The 18286-nt window shown below is 64.0% G+C and carries 15 protein-coding genes; 13 read left to right on the top strand and 2 right to left on the bottom strand.

From position 1 onward, the window contains the following. Positions 1-70 precede the first annotated feature (70 nt). The 6 genes from QTL98_RS04110 to QTL98_RS04135 all read left to right on the top strand — a co-directional run bounded on the left by QTL98_RS04110 (position 71) and on the right by QTL98_RS04135 (position 7515). Positions 71-853, top strand: coding sequence for an ATP-binding cassette domain-containing protein (locus QTL98_RS04110; RefSeq protein WP_445680954.1), 783 nt, complete (start codon positions 71-73; stop codon positions 851-853). A gap of 55 nt (positions 854-908) precedes the next feature. Further along, positions 909-1922 (top strand): ABC transporter permease, encoded by a 1014-nt coding sequence (locus tag QTL98_RS04115; RefSeq protein WP_445680955.1) that lies wholly within the window; start codon positions 909-911, stop codon positions 1920-1922. Next, positions 1922-2695 (top strand): SDR family NAD(P)-dependent oxidoreductase, encoded by a 774-nt coding sequence (locus tag QTL98_RS04120; RefSeq protein WP_445680956.1) that lies wholly within the window; start codon positions 1922-1924, stop codon positions 2693-2695. The genes QTL98_RS04115 and QTL98_RS04120 overlap by 1 nt, the downstream gene beginning before the upstream one ends. 37 nt (positions 2696-2732) lie before the next feature. Further along, positions 2733-4526, top strand: coding sequence for an IlvD/Edd family dehydratase (locus QTL98_RS04125; protein ID WP_445680957.1), 1794 nt, complete (start codon positions 2733-2735; stop codon positions 4524-4526). 116 nt (positions 4527-4642) lie between these two features. Continuing rightward, positions 4643-5641: an AraD1 family protein gene (gene araD1 / locus QTL98_RS04130; protein ID WP_445680958.1), complete on the top strand. Its 999-nt coding sequence runs from the start codon at positions 4643-4645 to the stop codon at positions 5639-5641. A 173-nt stretch (positions 5642-5814) separates the two neighbouring features. After that, positions 5815-7515 carry a methyl-accepting chemotaxis protein gene (locus tag QTL98_RS04135; protein ID WP_445680959.1) on the top strand — a complete coding sequence of 567 codons (1701 nt, stop codon included), beginning with the start codon at positions 5815-5817 and terminating at the stop codon, positions 7513-7515. 31 nt (positions 7516-7546) lie between these two features. Here the strand turns inward: QTL98_RS04135 and QTL98_RS04140 are convergent, their stop codons facing one another. Continuing rightward, positions 7547-8353 carry an SDR family NAD(P)-dependent oxidoreductase gene (locus QTL98_RS04140; RefSeq protein ID WP_445680960.1) on the bottom strand — a complete coding sequence of 269 codons (807 nt, stop codon included), beginning with the start codon at positions 8351-8353 and terminating at the stop codon, positions 7547-7549. Between the two features lie 156 nt (positions 8354-8509). Between QTL98_RS04140 and QTL98_RS04145 the strand changes: the two genes are divergently transcribed. From QTL98_RS04145 to QTL98_RS04175, 7 genes are all read left to right on the top strand, one after another. After that, positions 8510-9445: a GlxA family transcriptional regulator gene (locus tag QTL98_RS04145; RefSeq protein ID WP_445680961.1), complete on the top strand. Its 936-nt coding sequence runs from the start codon at positions 8510-8512 to the stop codon at positions 9443-9445. 153 nt (positions 9446-9598) lie between these two features. Then, a complete protein-coding gene (gene cysP, locus QTL98_RS04150; RefSeq protein WP_445680962.1) occupies positions 9599-10609 on the top strand; it encodes a thiosulfate ABC transporter substrate-binding protein CysP in 1011 nt (336 codons plus the stop codon). A gap of 108 nt (positions 10610-10717) precedes the next feature. Then, on the top strand, positions 10718-11539 hold the full coding sequence (gene cysT / locus QTL98_RS04155) for a sulfate ABC transporter permease subunit CysT (protein WP_445680963.1): 822 nt from the start codon (positions 10718-10720) through the stop codon (positions 11537-11539). 17 nt (positions 11540-11556) lie between these two features. After that, positions 11557-12474 carry a sulfate ABC transporter permease subunit CysW gene (cysW, locus tag QTL98_RS04160; RefSeq protein WP_445680964.1) on the top strand — a complete coding sequence of 306 codons (918 nt, stop codon included), beginning with the start codon at positions 11557-11559 and terminating at the stop codon, positions 12472-12474. Beyond that, positions 12471-13514: a sulfate/molybdate ABC transporter ATP-binding protein gene (locus tag QTL98_RS04165; RefSeq protein WP_445680965.1), complete on the top strand. Its 1044-nt coding sequence runs from the start codon at positions 12471-12473 to the stop codon at positions 13512-13514. Before cysW ends, QTL98_RS04165 begins: the two co-directional genes overlap by 4 nt. 89 nt (positions 13515-13603) lie before the next feature. Next, positions 13604-14143 carry a copper chaperone PCu(A)C gene (locus tag QTL98_RS04170; protein ID WP_445680966.1) on the top strand — a complete coding sequence of 180 codons (540 nt, stop codon included), beginning with the start codon at positions 13604-13606 and terminating at the stop codon, positions 14141-14143. 239 nt (positions 14144-14382) lie between these two features. Continuing rightward, positions 14383-16032 (top strand): electron transfer flavoprotein-ubiquinone oxidoreductase, encoded by a 1650-nt coding sequence (locus tag QTL98_RS04175; RefSeq protein WP_445680967.1) that lies wholly within the window; start codon positions 14383-14385, stop codon positions 16030-16032. Positions 16033-16103: 71 nt separating this feature from the next. Here the strand turns inward: QTL98_RS04175 and QTL98_RS04180 are convergent, their stop codons facing one another. After that, positions 16104-18095, bottom strand: coding sequence for a bifunctional 2',3'-cyclic-nucleotide 2'-phosphodiesterase/3'-nucleotidase (locus QTL98_RS04180; RefSeq protein WP_445680968.1), 1992 nt, complete (start codon positions 18093-18095; stop codon positions 16104-16106). Between the last annotated feature and the right edge of the window lie 191 nt (positions 18096-18286).

Consider the following 18286-nt stretch of genomic DNA (forward strand, 5'->3'; position numbering starts at 1 on the left):
TCTCGAAAAAAAACGAGGGAGAAGGGCCGGGGGCAGGAAACAAGAGACAGGGCGCCGGGACGGGAATGTGATGAATCAGAATACCAGCCAGCAAACACCCATCGTCGAACTCAGGGACATCCACAAATCCTTCGGGCGTGTGCATGTGCTGCGCGGCGTCGATATGGAAGTCGGGCGCGGCGAGATCGTCGCGCTGGTCGGCGACAATGGCGCCGGCAAATCTACCCTCATCAAGGTCATTACGGGCGTTCACAAACCCTCAGGCGGTTCGCTGCTGATCAATGGCGAGGCTGTCGACCTGCAATCGGTGCAGGATGCCCGCCGGCGTGGCATCGAGACGGTTTATCAGGAGCGCGCGCTTGCCGATCAGCAGGCGCTCTGGCGCAATATCTTTGCCGGGCGGGAGCTGACCAACTGGCTCGGCTTCATGAATATCCGCGAGCAGAAGCGCGAGGCCGATCGCCTGTTGCGCACCCGCATGGGTTTTACCTCCCGCGCCATCACTGTGGATAGCGAGGTTCAGGGTCTCTCGGGCGGTGAGAAGCAGGGCATCGCTATTGCCCGCGCGCTGCATTTCGAGGCCGAGCTGATCATTCTCGACGAGCCGACTATGGGCCTCAGCCTCAAGGAAACCGACAAGGTGCTGGATTTTGCCCGCGGCATCCGAGACGCCGGCAAGTCGGTCATCCTCATCGATCACAACATCCTGCATGTGCATGCCGTGGCCGACCGCTTCGTGGTGCTGGATCGCGGGCGCGTCGCCGGCTCCTTCCGCAAGGAGCAGCTCTCGCGTGACCAGCTGATCGAGATGATGGTGGAACTGCACCACACCGGCCAGCTGCATGTCGCCTGATGTCGAAAAAGACACTGCCGTAAAAGCCGCAAGAAAAGATCAGGGAGAACCGGCGATGGCCGTTTCCGTCAGTCAGCACGCCCCCGCAAGCCCCGCGCCCGAGCGCGGTGAAAAAGTGATGCGCTTCGTCCGCCAGAACCGCATCGAGGTGGCGATCACCGTCATCTTCGCCATCCTCTACGCCATCTTCCTGATCGGCGCGCCGGAGGTTTATACCCAGTTCGGCATCTACCGCTCCTTCATGTCGACCATGCCCTATATCGGGGTCATGGCGCTGGCGGCGACCTTCGTGGTCACGCTGGGCGAGGTGGATCTGTCTTTCCCCTCGGTCATGGGCGTTTCCGCCTGGGTCTTCGGCGCCAGTTTTGTCGCCACCGGCAGTTATCCGCTCGCCGTTGTGCTGGCGCTGGCGGTCGGCGCTGCCTGCGGCCTGCTTAACGGCCTGCTTATCGCCCGGGTCGGCGTGCCCTCCATCGTCGCCACCATCGGCACCATGTTCTTCTGGCGCGGTTTCGTGAATGTGCTGGCCGAAGGGCGCGGCATGGCCCTCGTCGATCTGCGCGGCTCTGCCTGGCATTCGGTGCTGGTTGGCCGGCTGCCAGGCGGAATTCCCATGCAGTTCGTCTGGTTCATCCTGCTCGCCCTGCTCTTCATGGCTATCTATCGCCGCCATGTCTTCGGCAGCCATGTGCTGTTCGTCGGCGATAATGAAGAAAGCGCGCATATGATGGGCATCAAGGTCATGCGCGTGAAGGTCATCTGCTTCACGCTGCTGGGCCTCATGTCCGGTCTTGCCGCGATCTTTCTTGTCTCCGAAGTCACCTATTTCTGGCCCACCACCGGTGACGGCTTTCTGTTGCCGGCGCTGGCTGCCGTCTTTATCGGCGGCACCCCGGTCTTCGGCGGGCGCGGGTCGATGTATGGCACCGTCATCGGCGTGCTCATCATCGGCTCGCTGGAAGCCGGTGTGGTGGCGATGGGTATCGAAGGGTTCTATACCCAGCTCATCTACGGCCTGCTCATCACCATCGCCGTCACCGTCTATGCCGTGATCATGAGGCGCAAGTGATGGCCGATGCCTTCAAGTTTGCCAGTTATCCCAGCCTTGCCGGCCGCACGGTGTTCGTCAGCGGCGGGGCAACCGGTATCGGCGAGGCGCTGGTGCGCGCCTTTGCTGGGCAGGGAGCGAAGGTCGGTTTTGTCGATATCAATGCCGAAGCCGGCCAGAAACTTGCGGCTGAACTTGCCGGGAGCGGCGCCAGTGTGCGCTTTGCCGCCTGCGACATCACCGATACCGCAGCCTATCAGGCCGAGATCAGGGCTTGCGGCGAGACGCTTGGCCCCATTCGCGCGCTCGTCAACAATGCCGCCAGCGATACGCGGCATGACTGGCGCGAGGTAACGCCCGACTATTGGGACGGGCGCATGGCGGTCAATTTCAAGCAGGTGTTCTTTGCCATCCAGGCGGCGGCGCCGGGCATGATCGCGGCCGGTGGCGGCTCCATCATCAATTTCGGCTCGGTGTCGTGGATGCTGATGCACAGCTCGCTTGCCGGTTACGCCTCGGCCAAGGCCGGCCTGCACGGGCTCACCCGTACCATGGCGCGCGATCTTGGCCCCCACCGCATCCGCGTTAATACGCTGGTGCCGGGCTGGATCATGACGCAGCGTCAGCTCGACCTCTGGGTGGATGAAGTGGCGGAGCGACAGATCGCCGAAGGGCAATGTCTGAAGGACAAGGTCTATCCTGACGATGTTGCCCGCATGGCGCTGTTTCTCGCCGCAGATGACAGCAAGATGTGTTCGGCACAGGAATTCATCGTCGATGGCGGCTGGGTCTGAAGAGGCCAGCCGGCATCGTGAAACGGAGTGGGTTTAAATGGTAAAGCTCAGATCGCAGCTCTGGTTCGACAATCCGGATAATCCGGACATGACCGCGCTCTATATCGAGCGCTACATGAACTGGGGCATCAGCCGGCACGAGCTGCAGTCCGGCAAGCCGATCATCGGCATTGCCCAGTCGGGCTCGGACCTCTCGCCCTGCAATCGCCAGCACATCATTCTGGCAGAGCGTATCCGCGAGGGCATTCGCGAGGCGGGCGGCATCGCCTTCGAGTTTCCCGTCCATCCGATCCAGGAAACCGGCAAGCGCCCGACGGCGACGCTGGACCGCAACCTTGCTTATCTCGGGCTGGTCGAAATCCTCTTCGGCTACCCCATTGACGGCGTGGTGCTGACGACCGGCTGCGACAAGACCACCCCCTCCCAGCTCATGGCGGCGGCAACCGTCAATATCCCGGCCATCGCCCTCTCGGTCGGGCCCATGCTGAATGGCTGGTACAAGGGCGAGCGTACCGGCTCCGGCACCATCAAATGGCATGCCAAGAAGCTTCAGTCCAAGGGCGAGATCGGCTGGGCCGAATATGTCGACCTGGTCGCTTCCGCCGCCCCGTCGCCGGGCTTCTGCAATACCATGGGCACGGCCACGACGATGAACTCGCTGGCCGAGGCGTTGGGCATGATGCTGCCCGGCTCGGCCGTCATTCCCGCCGTCCATCGTGATCGTGCCGAGATGGCCTATAAAACCGGCCTGCGCATCGTCGAGATGGTGAAGGAGAATCTCAAACCCTCCGACATCATGACCCGCGCGGCGTTCGAGAATGCCATTGCCGTCTGCTCGGCCATCGGCGGCTCCACAAATGCGCCGATCCATCTCAACGCCATCGCCCGGCATCTCGGCCTTGAGCTCACCAATGACGATTGGGAGCGTATCGGCCACCACATCCCGCTGCTGGTCGACCTGCAGCCGGCCGGCCGTTTCCTCGGAGAGGATTTTTTCCGCGCCGGCGGCGTGCCGGCCGTTGTGGCGGAATTGCTGGCTGCCGGCGCCCTGCCGCGTCCGGAGGCGATCACCGTCAACGGTCGCAGCATGGGCGAGAATTGTACCGGTGCCTTTACCGGCGACCGGGAGGTGGTACGGCCCTTCGATCAGCCGATGGTGGCCGATGCCGGCTTCCTCAATCTGAAGGGCAATTTGTTTGACAGCGCTATCATGAAGACGAGCGTGATCTCCGACGAGTTCCGCCAGCGCTACCTCTCGAATCCGGCCGATCCGGAAGCTTTTGAAGGCCGGGCCATCGTGTTTGACGGGCGGGAGGATTATCACACCCGCATCAACGACCCCGCCCTCGCTATCGACGAGCACTGCATCCTCGTCATCCGCGGTACCGGCCCCATCGGTTATCCGGGCGGGGCGGAGGTGGTGAACATGCAGCCACCCGATGCCCTGCTGAAACGCGGCATCAACGAGCTGCCCTGCATCGGCGACGGGCGCCAGTCCGGCACATCGGGCTCGCCCTCCATCCTCAACGCCGCGCCGGAAGCGGCGGCGGGCGGCGGTCTTGCCCTGCTGCGCACGGGCGACACCATCCGCATCGATCTTAACAAACGCAGCGCCAACCTGCTGCTGCCGGAAGCAGAACTGGCGGCGCGCCGGGCGGAGGTGCAGCACCAGATGGCCAATGGCGGCTTGCCTTACGTGCCGGAAAGCCAGACGCCCTGGCAGGAGATTCAGCGCGACATCACCGCCCAGTTCGACGAGGGCATGGTGCTGAAGCCGGCCACCAAGTACCGCGACGTCGCGCACAAATTCATCCCGCTCGACAATCACTGACGGGATTTGACCCGACACTTCCGGGCGGCAGCGGGAGCTGAACCCGCTGCCGCCCCGGGGCGTTCCATCACTCAGAAAGGCCGGGAAAACCGGCATCCGTAAAAGGGCAGGAAACGATGCGTCTCATCCAGTTTGTCGGCCGTGATGGCCAGCGTGGTGTCGGAGCGATCACCGGTACGTCCGCGCCGCGTCAGGTCAAGGCGGCGACAAGCGTACATGCGCTGGCACTGGAAGCGCACCGGGCCGGTCGCGGCCTGACTGAAACCGTCGAGGCTCACGGCCTCGGCGCCGAGGTCGATTATGACGCGCTGTTTGCCGAGCATCGTATCCTGCCGCCGCTCGATAATCCGCACGAGCCGGCGCGCACCGTGGTGGCGCTGACGGGGCTTACCCATCTGGGCAGTGCCCAGTCGCGCGATGCCATGCATGCCAGGTTGCAGGCCGACGAGGCCGATCTCACCGACAGCATGAAGATGTTCAAGATCGGCATGGAAGGGGGCCGGCCGCTCGCCGGCGCCATCGGCGCCCAGCCGGAATGGGGCTGGAAGGGCGATGGCAGCTGGATCGTTGCACCCGGCGCTCCGCTGGAGCTGCCCGGTTATGCGGGCGATGCCGGGGAGGAGGCGGAGATCACCGGCCTTTACATCATCGGCGATGGCGGTGAGGTGCTGCGGGTGGGTTATGCCCTCGGCAATGAGTGCTCCGACCATGTGATGGAGCGACGCAATTATCTCTATCTCGCCCATTCCAAGCTGCGCGCCAGCTCCTTCGGGCCGGAGCTGCTGGTGGGCGAGCTGCCGCCGGAAGTAACCGGCACCGCGCGCATCCTGCGCGGCGGGCAGGAAGTGTGGCGCGGGCAGATGATCTCCGGCGATGCCAACATGTGCCACTCCATCGCCAATCTGGAGCAGCATCACTTCAAATATGAGCGCTTCCGCCGGCCGGGCGACGTGCACATCTATTATTTCGGGGCAAGCGCCCTCAGCTGCACGGCTGGCATCACGGCGGAACCGGGCGATGTGTTCGAGATCGAATCACCGCTTTTCGGGCGTGCCCTTATCAATCCGCTGAAGGCCGGCAAACCGGATGAACTGGTGACGGTGACGGCGCTTTGATGCCCCGGCGGGGGCGGCAGGGCAGGTTTCAGGCTTTTTCTATGGCGGCGAAGCAGATTTGGGGCCGGGTTTGACCTGCCTCAATCGGTGCGCGTCGTCCTGCGGGTAGCTTCAGGGGGCCGGTTTGCGCATAGGGCGCAGCCGACGGCTCCAGCGGAAGTCCTCCCCCCAAGATGAAGCTGCCTGATTTTCTCGCTCGCCCCTCCATCAACCAGCGCCTCGCCATGATCGTGGTGCTGTCGGTGCTCGGCATTGCCTGCCTCGCCGGCCTCAACGGCCTGTCGATGAGTCGCCAGCTTTACGCCGACCGCCAGCAGCAGACGGAAAATGCGGTGGCGCTGGCAACGAGCGTGCTGGCCGACTATCAGGCACGTGCGGCGGCGGGCGAGGTTCCGGAAGCGGAGGCGCGCCAGGCGGCGCTGAAGGTGCTGAGCACCCTGCGCAGCGAAGATGGCGAATATGTCTTCGTCATCACCGGCGACGCCCGCATGCTGATGCACCCGATCAAGCCGGCTCTTGATGGTCAGGATGTTTCCACCATCCGTGACCCTTCCGGCTTTGCCCTGTTCAGCGAGATGGCTTCCCTTGCCAATGCGGCGCCGGAAGGCGGCGTCATCCGCTATGAGTGGCCCAAGACTGCCGGCGGCAAGCCCCAGCCCAAAATCTCCTTCGTGCGGACCTTCAAGCCCTGGGGCATGGTCGTCGGCTCCGGCGCCTATGTGGACGATATCGAGCAACAGGTGCGCCGGGCCTTTCTGGTAGAAGCGCTGGCCGCAGGTCTTATCGCTCTCGTCGTCTTCATCTCCGCCAGCCTTGCCGCCCGCGCCCTGTCGCGCCGGCTTGGCACGGTTACCCAGACCATGAGCACTCTTGCCGCCGGCGATACCGGCCTTGTCATTCCCGGGCTTGATGACCCGCACGAGATCGGCGCCATGGCCCGCGCGGTGGATGTCTTCCGCAAGGGCATGATCGAGCGGCGCGCGCTGGAAGCGCAGCAGGCTGAAGAACATCGCCAGCAGCTTGAACGTGCCCGCCATATGGACCGGATGATCGCCACTTTCGATGGCGAGATGGCGGGCCTGCTGGCGAGCGTGGCAACCGCCGGCACCCAGCTCGACCAAGCCTCCCGCACCATGGCGAGCGTGGCCGAGGTGACGAGCCGCGAGGCGCAGACCGCAGCCTCCGCGACCGAACAGACTTCCGCCAATGTGCAGATGGTGGCAGCGGCAACAGAGGAGCTCAGCAGCTCCATCAGCGAGATTTCCCGTCAAGTGGGCGACAGCGCCCGCGTCGCCAGCACCGCCCTTTCCGCAGCCACCGGCACGCAGGCGAAGGTCCGCGGCCTGGGCGAGGCGGCAAGCCGGATTGGCGAGGTCATTACTCTTATCGATGCCATTGCGGCCCAGACCAATCTGCTGGCGCTCAACGCCACCATCGAGGCGGCGCGGGCCGGCGAGGCCGGACGAGGCTTTGCTGTGGTGGCCGGAGAGGTCAAGAACCTCGCTGCCCAGACGGCCAGTGCGACCGGAGAAATCGGCGCGCATATCATGGCCATGCAGAAGGCGACCGACGAGGTCATCGTGGCTATCGATGAAATCGGCGGCACCGTGCAGCAGGCGAGCGAAATCGCCTCCAGCATCTCGGGTGCGGTCGAGCAGCAGAATTCTGCCACCCGCCAGATCGCCCAGAGCGTGAGCGAGGCTGCCGCTGGCACCGAGCAGGTGTCGGTCACCGTGGAGCAGGTGAGTGCGGCGGCGGGTGATGCCGATACCGCCAGTGCCGCTGTAACCTCTGCCGCTGGCGAACTCACCCGCCTGTCCGGTGTGATGCGGCAGGATATCGAGCGCTTCCTTGCCGAGGTGCGCGCCGCCTGACGGCGCGCACCTCCCTTGGCTCAGGCGGGCTTCATGCAATGGCCTTGAGGCCGTATCGGCCTGCCGGCCGCGCGAGGGAAAGGTTCGGCATCAACTTCTGCCGGGCGCCTTCGTAGGAGCCCCAGTCTGCCGCGTCGGGCAGGGAGGGGATGGTCACCAGTTCGCCCATGTCCAGCCCGGCGAGTGCGGCATCCACCATGTCGGGGGCGCTCATCACGATTGCCTCCGGCAGGTTGCTGACCGGGTTGCCCGCAATGTCCCAGAATTCGGTCGAAGTGGCGCCCGGCAGCACCGCCTGCACGGTTACACCCTTGTCCGCCAGTTCGTGATGCAGCGACTGGGTGAAGGCGAGCACGAAGGCTTTGCTGCCGCCATAGACGCCATTCAGGATCTCGGGGCCGACAGCGACGATGGAAGAGATGTTGATGATCGTGCCCTTGCCCCGGGCAATGAAGCCCGGCACGGCGGCGTAGGTCAGGCGCATCAGCGCCGTGACATTGAGGTCGATCATCGCTTCCATCTGGTCGACATCAGACGCGACGAGCGGCATCACCCCGCCGATGCCGGCATTGTTGACGAGCGTGGTGATGCTGGCATCGTCCTTCAGGACCGCCTCGATCCTGCGCACATCCTCGCCCTTGCCGAGATCCGCGACGATCACTTCTACCGAACGTCCGGTTTCATCGCTGAGGCGCTTTGCCAGCGTATCCAGCCGGGCCCGGTTGCGCGCCACCAGAATGAGGTCGTAGCCGCGCCGGGCAAGGCGGTCGGCATAGATCGCGCCGATGCCGCTGGAAGCGCCGGTGATGAGGGCGGTGCCCTGATGCTGGATGGTCATGGTGAAGGTTCCTTCTTCAAGGCTCCGGGCCGGCCGGGTGCCGGTGGATGCCGTCTGAAGAGAGACTAGGATCATTGCCTCTTGTCCTGAATGTCGTATATGCCATCTTTCAGGACATGCCGCCTGTCAGGACGGTTTTTGAAAGAGGGTGACCCCATGCAGCGGATCGGCTTTGTCGTTTATCCCGATTTCCAGGTCATCGGCCTTGCCGCCGCCACGGTGTTCGAGATCGCCAATCTGGTGGCGGAGCGCCCGGTCTATGAGGTGCACACCCTGTCGGAAGCGGGCGGGCAGGTTGCTGCTTCCTTCGGCGTTACGGTGGAAAGCGAGCCTTTTGCCGGCGGGCACTGGGATACGCTGCTGCTGTGCGGCGGCACCGACCTGCCGGTCGCGTCATCGGGGCTGGTGGGGTATCTGCAGGGGCAGGTCGGTATCGTGCGCCGCATCGCATCCATCTGTACCGGTGCCTTCATCCTCGCCCAGGCCGGCCTGCTCGACGGGCGCCGGGCAACCACCCACTGGCTTACGGCGCGGGAGCTGAAGGATCGGTATCCCGCGATCACGGTGGAGGAGGACCGCATCTTCATCACTGATGGCCCGATCTGGACCTCTGCCGGCATGACGGCGGGCATCGACCTTGCCCTTGCCATGGTGGAGAAGGATCTGGGCGCCGGGATAAGCCGCGACGTCGCCCGCAAGCTGGTGCTGTATCACCGCCGCTCCGGTGGCCAGTCGCAGCACTCCACCCTGCTGGAGCTTGAGCCAAAATCCGACCGTATCCAGATGGCGCTCGACCATGCGCGCCGGAACCTGACGGCGGAATTATCGGTGGAAGAGCTGGCAGAGGCCGCACGTCTCAGCCCGCGTCAGTTCAGCCGGGTTTTCCGTGCTGAAACCGGCCAGTCTCCAGCCAAGGCAGTCGAGCATCTGCGGGTAGAGGCGGCGCGGCTGATGCTGGAACAAACGGCCCATCCCATCGAGATCATTGCCCGCGAGACCGGCTTTGCCGACCGCGAGCGCATGCGTAAGGCCTTTCTGCGCGCTTTCGGCCAGCCTCCGCAGGCGCTCCGGCGCAGCGTTCAGGCCGCCTAAGCGACCTGTGGTCGACACGGTGGAATTTTAATACATTTTGTATTTGTTATTTTTGATGTGAAATTCGTCGCCATAAAACATGTTGACGATGTTCTTTTGTCATGGTGAATGAACCTCAACGCACAGGGATGTGTATAAAAAGGGGTGTCCATCATGCGCAAGCTGGCTATCGCCGGTGTTCTTCTTGCCGCGTCGCTCGCCGCTCCGGTGACCGCGGCTCATGCGGAAACCGACAAGCTTCTGAACGTTTCCTACGACATTGCCCGCGAGCTTTATGCCGCGCTCAACCCTGCTTTCATTGCGGACTGGAAGGCCAAAACCGGCCACGATCTGACCATCGACCAGTCGCATGCCGGCTCCACCAAGCAGGCCAACGCCATCATTGAAGGCCTGCAGGCCGATGTGGTGACCTTCAACCAGGTGACGGACGTTCAGGTGCTGCATGATCGCGGCAACCTCATCCCTGCCAACTGGCAGCAGCGCCTGCCAAACAACAGCTCTCCCTATTATTCGCTGCCCGCCTTCCTGGTGCGCGCCGGCAATCCCAAGGGCATCCATAACTGGGGCGATCTGGTGAAGGATGGGGTCGAGGTGATCTTCCCGAACCCCAAGACCTCCGGCAACGCCCGCTATACCTATCTCGCCGCCACCGCCTGGGCACGGGAAGAGTACAAGGGCGACGAGACCAAGGTTGAAAATTACATCAAGGCGCTGTTCGACCATGTGCCGGTGTTCGATACCGGCGGCCGCGGTGCGACCACCACCTTCGTCGAGCGTGAAATCGGCGACGTGCTGATCACCTTCGAGGCCGAGGTCAACACCACCCGCGACCTTTATGGTGCCGACAAGTTCGAGGTTGTCGTGCCGCCCGTCAGCCTGCTGGCCGAGTTCCCGGTCACGGTGGTGGATAGTGTGGTCGACAAGCGCGGCAGCCGTGCGGAAGCCGAGGCGTACCTTAATTTCCTCTATTCCGACCCGGCGCAGGAAATCCTCGCCAAATTCTACAACCGCGTGCACAGCCCCGCTGTGGTCGAGGAGCACAAGGACCAGTTCCCGCCCGTGCGCCTCGTGACGGTTGAAGACACCTTCGGTGGCTGGGATCAGGCGACCAAGGACCATTTCGCCAAGGGCGCGCTGCTCGACCAGCTGTTCGGCAACCGCTAAAAGACCCCTGTCCCGCAAGCCGTTGCGGGGCAACGCAGCCGGCGGATGGCCCTCTGGTCCGTCCGCCGGCTGCGTCCATTTGCATCTGTTTTGAAAAGGGAGGGTTCCATGCGGCGACGGGTTTTGCCGGGCTTCGGCCTCTCCCTCGGCGTCACGCTGCTCTATCTCGGCCTTATCGTGCTGCTGCCCATTGCGGCGCTGCTGATCAAGACTGCCAGCCTGTCGCCGGCCGAGTTCTGGGCGACCGTCAGTTCTTCCCGCGCTGTCGCGACCTACAAGGTCACGCTTTCCTCCGCCGCCTGGGCCACGCTCTTCAATGGCGTGTGGGGTTTCCTCATGGCCTGGGTGCTGGTGCGTTATGAATTTCCCGGCAAGCGCCTTGTCGATGCGCTGATCGACCTGCCTTTCGCCCTGCCCACGGCCGTTGCCGGCATCGCCCTGACCGGGCTTTTTGTGCGCAAGGGCCTTTATGGCAGCCTGCTGCTGCCGATGGGTATCAAGGTCGCCTACGCGCCGGCGGGTATTGCCGTCGCCATGGCCTTTACTTCCATCCCCTTTGTCGTGCGCACGTTGCAGCCGGTGTTGCAGGATCTGGAGCCGGAGCTGGAGGAGGCGGCCCGTACGCTGGGTGCCCGCGACGGGCAGATCTTCCGCCGGGTGATCTTTCCGGTGCTGATGCCGGCTTTCCTGAGTGGTTGTGCGCTTGCCTTCGCGCGCTCGCTGGGCGAGTTCGGCGCCGTTGTCTTTATCGCCGGCAACCTGCCGAACAAGACGGAGATCACCGCGCTCCTCACCTATATCCGCCTGCAGGAATATGACTATGGCGGCGCTGCCGCCATCGCCACCGTCATTCTGGCGTCCTCTTTCCTGCTGTTGCTTGCCGTCAATGCGCTCGAGGCATGGTCTACCCGCCATGCCGAGCCGCGCTAGGGCGGAGGGGTTCGATCATGGCTGGTCCTGTCTCCAACGCCCTCAACCGTAGCCCCGCCGCACCCGTTAGCCCCAACCGCCGCCGGGTGGGGGAAGGGCCGCTGCTGCGTGCCTTCCTCATCCTGCTGGCGCTGGCCGGCACCTTCTTTCTGCTGGTGGTGCCGCTGGGCGTCATCTTCACCGAAGCGTTCCGGGCGGGTTTTGCCCACTATGCCGGCAGCATCCTCGAAGCGGAGACGCTGCACGCCATCTACCTGACGGTGCTGACGGCGCTGGTGGTGGTGCCGATCAATCTCTTCTTCGGCATTGCGGCCGCCTGGGCCATCACGCGCTTTGCCTTTCCGGGCAAGAAGCTGCTGCTGACGGCCATCGAGCTGCCCTTCTCGGTCTCGCCGGTGGTGGCCGGCGTTACCTATCTCTTCCTCTATGGCGCGCAGGGGCTGCTCGGGCCGATGCTAGGCGCCCTGGACGTGCAGGTGATGTTCACCGTGCCGGCGATCTTTCTCGTCAGCCTGTTCGTGACCTGCCCCTATGTCGCCCGCTCGCTGATCCCGCTGATGCAGGCGCAGGGCGCGGATGAGGAGGAAGCGGCACTGTCGCTCGGCGCCAGCGGCTTCATCATGTTCCTGCGGGTCACGCTGCCCAATATCAAATGGGCGCTGCTTTACGGTGTCATCCTCACCAATGCCCGCGTCATGGGCGAGTTCGGCGCCGTCTCGGTCGTCTCCGGCAATATCCGGGGCCAGACCAATACGCTGCCCTTGCAGATCGAGCTTCTTTTCAACGACCAGAACGTGGCCGGCGCCTTTGCTGCCGCCTCGTCGCTGGCAGTGCTTGCGCTTGTCACCCTCATTGCCCGCATCGCCGTTGAAAGGCTGGCGGCGCGGGAGGTGAAGGCGCCGCGCAAGGCTGCTTCGGTGGGAGTTTCCGGATGAGCATCTCCGTTCGCAACATCACCAAGAATTTCGGTGACTTCACTGCCCTCAAGGGGGTGAGCCTCGATATTCCCGATGGTGATCTGGCAGCCCTGCTCGGCCCCTCCGGCTCGGGTAAGACCACGCTGCTGCGTCTGATTGCCGGCCTTGAATTTCCCGATGACGGCGAAGTGCATTTTGACGGGCAGGACACGACCGCCCTTGATGTGCGGGACCGCCGCGTGGGCTTCGTATTCCAGCATTACGCGCTCTTCCGCCATATGAGTGTCTATGAAAACGTCGCTTTTGGCCTGCGGGTGCTGCCGCGCAAGGAGCGGCCTGCCGAGGCGGAGATCAGGAAGCGCGTGATGCGCCTTCTGGAACTGGTGCAGCTCGACTGGCTGGCGGACCGGTTCCCCTCCCAGCTTTCCGGCGGCCAGCGCCAGCGCATCGCCCTTGCCCGCGCCCTTGCCATTGAGCCGCGCGTATTGTTGCTGGATGAGCCCTTCGGCGCGCTCGATGCCCAGGTGCGCAAGGACCTGCGCCGCTGGCTGCGCCAGCTGCATGACGAAATCCATGTCACCTCCGTTTTCGTGACGCATGACCAGGAAGAGGCGCTGGAAGTAGCCGACCGGGTAGTGGTGATGGATCACGGCCATATCGTGCAGGTGGGCAGCCCCATCGAGGTGCATGACCATCCGGCAACGCCTTTCGTCTGCGAGTTTCTTGGCAGCGCGGTGCGCTTTGATGGCGTGGTCGAGGGCGGGCAACTGCGCATCGGCAACTGGCATCGCGCCAGCACCCATGCCGCCGGCGCGGTGCGTGCCTATGTGCGCCCGCACGAGATGGCGGTTCTGCCGGGTATCGTGCCGGAGGCGGCGGCCAGTTTTGCCATCCGCCATATCGTGGCGCGCGGCGGCCTTGCCCGGCTGGAGCTGTCGGCGGAGGGCGGCGCCATCGTCGAGGCCGAGATGCCGCGCCACAAGCTGGAAGCGGCGGGCCTTGCCGTCGGCAGCCCCGTTTCGCTCTGCCCCGACGTGGTGCATGTCTTCCCCGCCTGAGACCGATTGTCCGGTTGCGCCCTGTGCCCCGGCCGATAGGGTGACCGGTCAGTCGCCGTCATCCGGATAAAAAGACAAGGAAACCGCCCATGACCCGCCGCCTTTCCTCTGCCCGCCGTCTGCTGGCTGCATCTGCGCTTGCCGTCGGGCTGTCTGCCGCCCTACCTGCTACCCGGCCGGCTTTCGCCGATGCCGTGCCGGCCGGCACCGTTGTGGCCGGGCCGCTGACCGTCGTGGGGCCGTGGACGCGGGCCACAGCAGGGGCCGGGCGTACGTCCGCCGTCTATTTCTCGATTGTGAATACCGGCCCTGCCGACACTCTGCTGTCGGCAACCGGTGATGATTTCGCCATGGGTGAGGTACATGAGCACGTCAATGACGGCGGCATCATGCGCATGCGCCCCGTGGAAGGCGGCTTGCCGGTCCCGGCGGGCACGACCGAGCTCAAGCCCGGCGGTTATCACCTGATGCTGGTAGGCCTCAAGGCGGCGCTGAAGCCCGGCGAGACGCTGCCGGTGATCCTTCATTTCGAGAAGGAGGGCGATGTGCCGGTCATGGTCTCCATCACCGCCATGGGGGCCACCGGAGCGCCGATGGTCACGCCGACTGAAGGTGGCAAGGCTAACTGAACAACAGTGATCTGGCGGGCTTCGCAGGCCTATTGATTAGATATGAAAGTATTTCTTTCTTCTCCGGCTTGACGGGGTGCGTGCCAATCCGTCACACAAGAAGGCGGAACGATGGGCCGCCACCAGGGTGAGCCATGCCGGCGCCAGGGTAAGAACAATCACAGCGCGCCGGCTGTCCCGGGCGGCCACCAGGCCGAAACCGGGCTGGAGCTGATATTTCGAGGGAGGCCGGAGGGGCCATGGAACGCGAGTCGATGGAATTCGACGTGGTGATCGTCGGTGCTGGCCCGGCCGGGCTCGGCGCCGCCATTCGCCTCAAGCAGCGTGCGGCGGAAGCCGGGCGTGAGATCAGCGTCTGTGTGCTGGAAAAGGGCTCCGAGGTCGGGGCCCACATCCTCTCCGGCGCCGTTATGCAGCCCGACGCGATCAACGAGCTGTTCCCTGACTGGAAGGAACGCGGCGCGCCGCTGAACACGCCCGTCACGCAGGATGAATTTCATCTGCTGACCCAGAAGGGCAAGGTCGAGGTGCCGCATTTCCTGCTGCCCTCCTACTTGCATAATGCCGGCAACTACATCATCAGCCTTGGCAACCTCTGCCGCTGGCTCGCCGAGCAGGCCGAGGCGCTGGGCGTTGAGGTTTATCCCGGCTTTGCCGCCGCCGAAGTGCTCTATGACGACAAGGGCAAGGTGCGTGGTGTTGCGACCGGCGACATGGGTGTGGCGCGCGATGGCAGCCACAAGGACAGCTACCAGCCGGGCATGGAACTGCATGCCCGCTACACGCTGATTGCCGAAGGCGTGCGCGGCTCGCTCGCCAAGCAGATCATCTCCCGCTACGAACTCGCCCGAGAAAGCCAGCCGCAGACCTACGGTCTCGGCATCAAGGAGCTGTGGGAGGTCGATCCGGCCAAACATCAGCCCGGCAAGGTCATGCATTGCTTCGGCTGGCCGATGGATCTCGGCACCTATGGCGGCGGCTTCATCTATCACCTGGAAGATAACCAGGTCGCCATCGGCTATGTCGTCGGGCTCGACTACAAGAACCCCTATCTCTCCCCGTTCGAGGAGATGCAACGCTTCAAGACCCATCCGTCGATTGCGCCGCTCTTCGAAGGGGCCCGCCGCCTTGCCTATGGCGCCCGCGCCATCAATGAGGGCGGGCTGCAGTCCATTCCCAAGCTGACCTTCCCCGGTGGCGCGCTCATCGGCTGCTCGGCGGGTTTCGTCAACGTGCCCAAGATCAAGGGCAGCCACAACGCCATGAAAACCGGCATGCTGGCCGCCGATGCCGCCTTCGAGGCGCTGGCCGCAGCCGGTGACGATGGCGTGGTGCCGGACGAACTGACGGCCTATCCGGAGGCTTTCCGCAAGTCGTGGGTGTGGAAGGAACTCAATGCCGTGCGCAACTGCCGCCCGGCTTTCCGCTGGGGCCTCGTGCCCGGCCTGCTGATGAGCGGCATCGAGCTCTGGCTCAAGGGCCGCACGCCCTGGACCCTCAGGAATCATCGCGATAACGAGACGCTGATGGCCAAGGAAAAGGCCATGCCGATCGACTATCCCAAGCCCGATGGCAAGCTGACCTTCGACCGGCTTTCCTCCGTCTTCCTCTCCAACACCAATCATGAGGAAGACCAGCCGGTCCATCTGCGCCTTGCCGACCCGGCCATCGCGGTCAACCACAACCTGCGCCTCTATGGCGGCCCCGAGCAGCGTTACTGCCCGGCCGGTGTCTATGAGTTCGTCGAGGCGGATGGGGGCGGCCAGCGCCTGCAGATCAACGCGCAGAACTGCGTGCACTGCAAGACCTGCGACATCAAGGACCCGATGCAGAACATCACCTGGACCGTGCCCGAAGGCGGCGGCGGGCCGAATTACCCGAACATGTAAGGGTGCCGATAACAAAAAACCTCCCCGCCAGAAGCGGGGAGGTTTTTTGTCTGCTTGTCCTCGGCCGCCTCTTAAGCGCTGAGGGTCAGCGCATAACGCGCAAAGCCGTTTTCGCCCGGGCCGACATAGGTGACGTTCTTCAGGGAGGCGGCATAGGCCTGTGCATTGGGCGAGCTGTCGAAGAGCGCCTTCGTCACGCCGGCCACCGGAGCGAAGCTCCAGTTGTTGTCGGCGGACGGGTTGATGGTGCCCTTGTCGTGGATGTAGCGGATCAGCACGTCGCGGTTGGCGTCCGGTGCCTCGATCACGATCTTGTCCGGGCCCACGCCGGGGAAATTGCCGCCGCCGCCGGCACGGTAGTTGTTGGTGGCAACGATGAATTTCTGCGCCGGGTCGATCGGCTTGCCCTGGAACTGAAGGTCCACGATGCGGTGGGCATCCGGCGCCGCCAGCTTGCCATCCTTGTCGTAACGGTTGGGCTGGCTGAGGTCGATCTTGTAAGTCACGCCGTCGATGACGTCGAAATTGTAGGAGGGGAAATCGTTGTTCACGAGTTCCTGCTCCGCCTTGCCCGGCGTCAGCTGGTTGAACATGCCGGCCGAGCGCTCCAGCCATTCCTTGACGGTGGCGCCATCCACCAGCACCGCGCGCACGGTGTTGGGGTAGAGGTAAAGGTCGGCCACGTTCTTGATGGCGACGGGGCCCTTGGGCACGTCGGTATAATAATCCGGGCCGCCACGGCCGCCGGCCTTGAACGGGGCGGCGGCGGAAAGCACCGGCAGGGCGGCATTGGCCGTGCCCTTGATGAGCTCGGAGATGTACCAGGTCTGTGCCTGACTGACGATCTGCACCGAGGGGTCGTCATAAACCAGAGAGAAGAAGCTGTTGATCGGCGCGGAGGTCTCGCCCACCGGGCGGCGCACATAGGCGAGCGTGCCCTCATGGCCCTCGCGCGCGGCATCTTCCACATCCATGCGCGGGTCGATCAGCGGCACGATGTTCTTGCCGTCGCGCTTGTAGATCGGGCGTGCCTCGCTCTTGTGGTCCACCACCTTCCACTTGGCCCCATCCTTCTGCAGCATGAGGTCGATGATGCCGAGATGGCTGCCCCAGAAGCCGGCCATTACAGCCGGAACGCCGTGCAGCGTGCCCTTCTCGGCATCCACTCCGTCAACGGCGGCATAATCCGGGCCCGGCAGCACCTTGTGCTGGTGGCCGGTGAGGATGGCGTCGATGCCGGGCACTGTGGCGAGGTAGAGCGCGCTGTCTTCCGCTCCCTCGGTCGGCTGGCCACCATTGATGCCGGAATGGCAGAGCGCGATCACGATCTCGGCGCCGGCCTCGCGCATCTGCGGCACGTAGGCCTTCGCGGTCTCGACGATGTCACGCGTCATGACATTGCCGGCCAGCCACTTGTTATCCCAGTTCATGATCTGCGGCGGTACGAAGCCGATCAGGCCGATCTTGACCTTGTGCTCCTTCCCGGTGCCGTCCTTCAGCGTGCGCTCGATAATCATGTAGGGCTTGAGGAAGGTCTTGTCCGCCGTCGGGCTGCCGGCGAGGGAACCATTGGCAAGGTTGGCCAGCACGAAGGGGAAGTTGGCGCCGGCCAGCGCCTTGTTGAGGAAGTCGAGGCCGTAATTGAATTCGTGGTTGCCAAGCGTGGCGGCGTCGTAACCCAGCAGGTTCATGGCCTTCATCACGGGATGGACGTTGGTGCCGTCCAGCCCGCGCTCATAGGCCATGAAGTCGCCCATCGGGTTGCCCTGCAGGAAGTCACCATTATCCAGCAGCAGCGAGTTCGGGGCCTCGGCACGCGCGCCGTTCAGCAGCGCTGCGGTGCGGGCAAGGCCGACCGTATTGTCCTCGCGGTCGCGATAATAATCGTAGGGGAAGATGTTGACGTGGACGTCGGTGGTTTCAATGAGGCGCAGATGCACCATGTCCTCGGCAAAGGCCATGTTGCCGAACGGGCTGATGATGAGCCCTGCACCCACACCGGCAAGGGCGGTGGTGGTCAGAAAACGGCGGCGGCTCAGCGGCGCCAGAAGAAACTTCGACATGTCCTGATCGTCCCCCTCATGAATGGGCGGGCTCCCCTCTGGAGCCCGCGAAGGCCTCTCCCCAAGGCCATCTTCTAAGCCTGATTAGCAGAGCCGCTGTTGCGGCCTTGCGCAAGCTTTGATGACAGTTTTGTGACGGATATTTTGTCGCCTGGGAGAGACTGTTCTTCTGACGTGCGGGGCAGTCATTC

The organism is Radicibacter daui, assembly GCA_030657355.1.
Lineage (GTDB): Bacteria > Pseudomonadota > Alphaproteobacteria > Radicibacterales > Radicibacteraceae > Radicibacter > Radicibacter daui.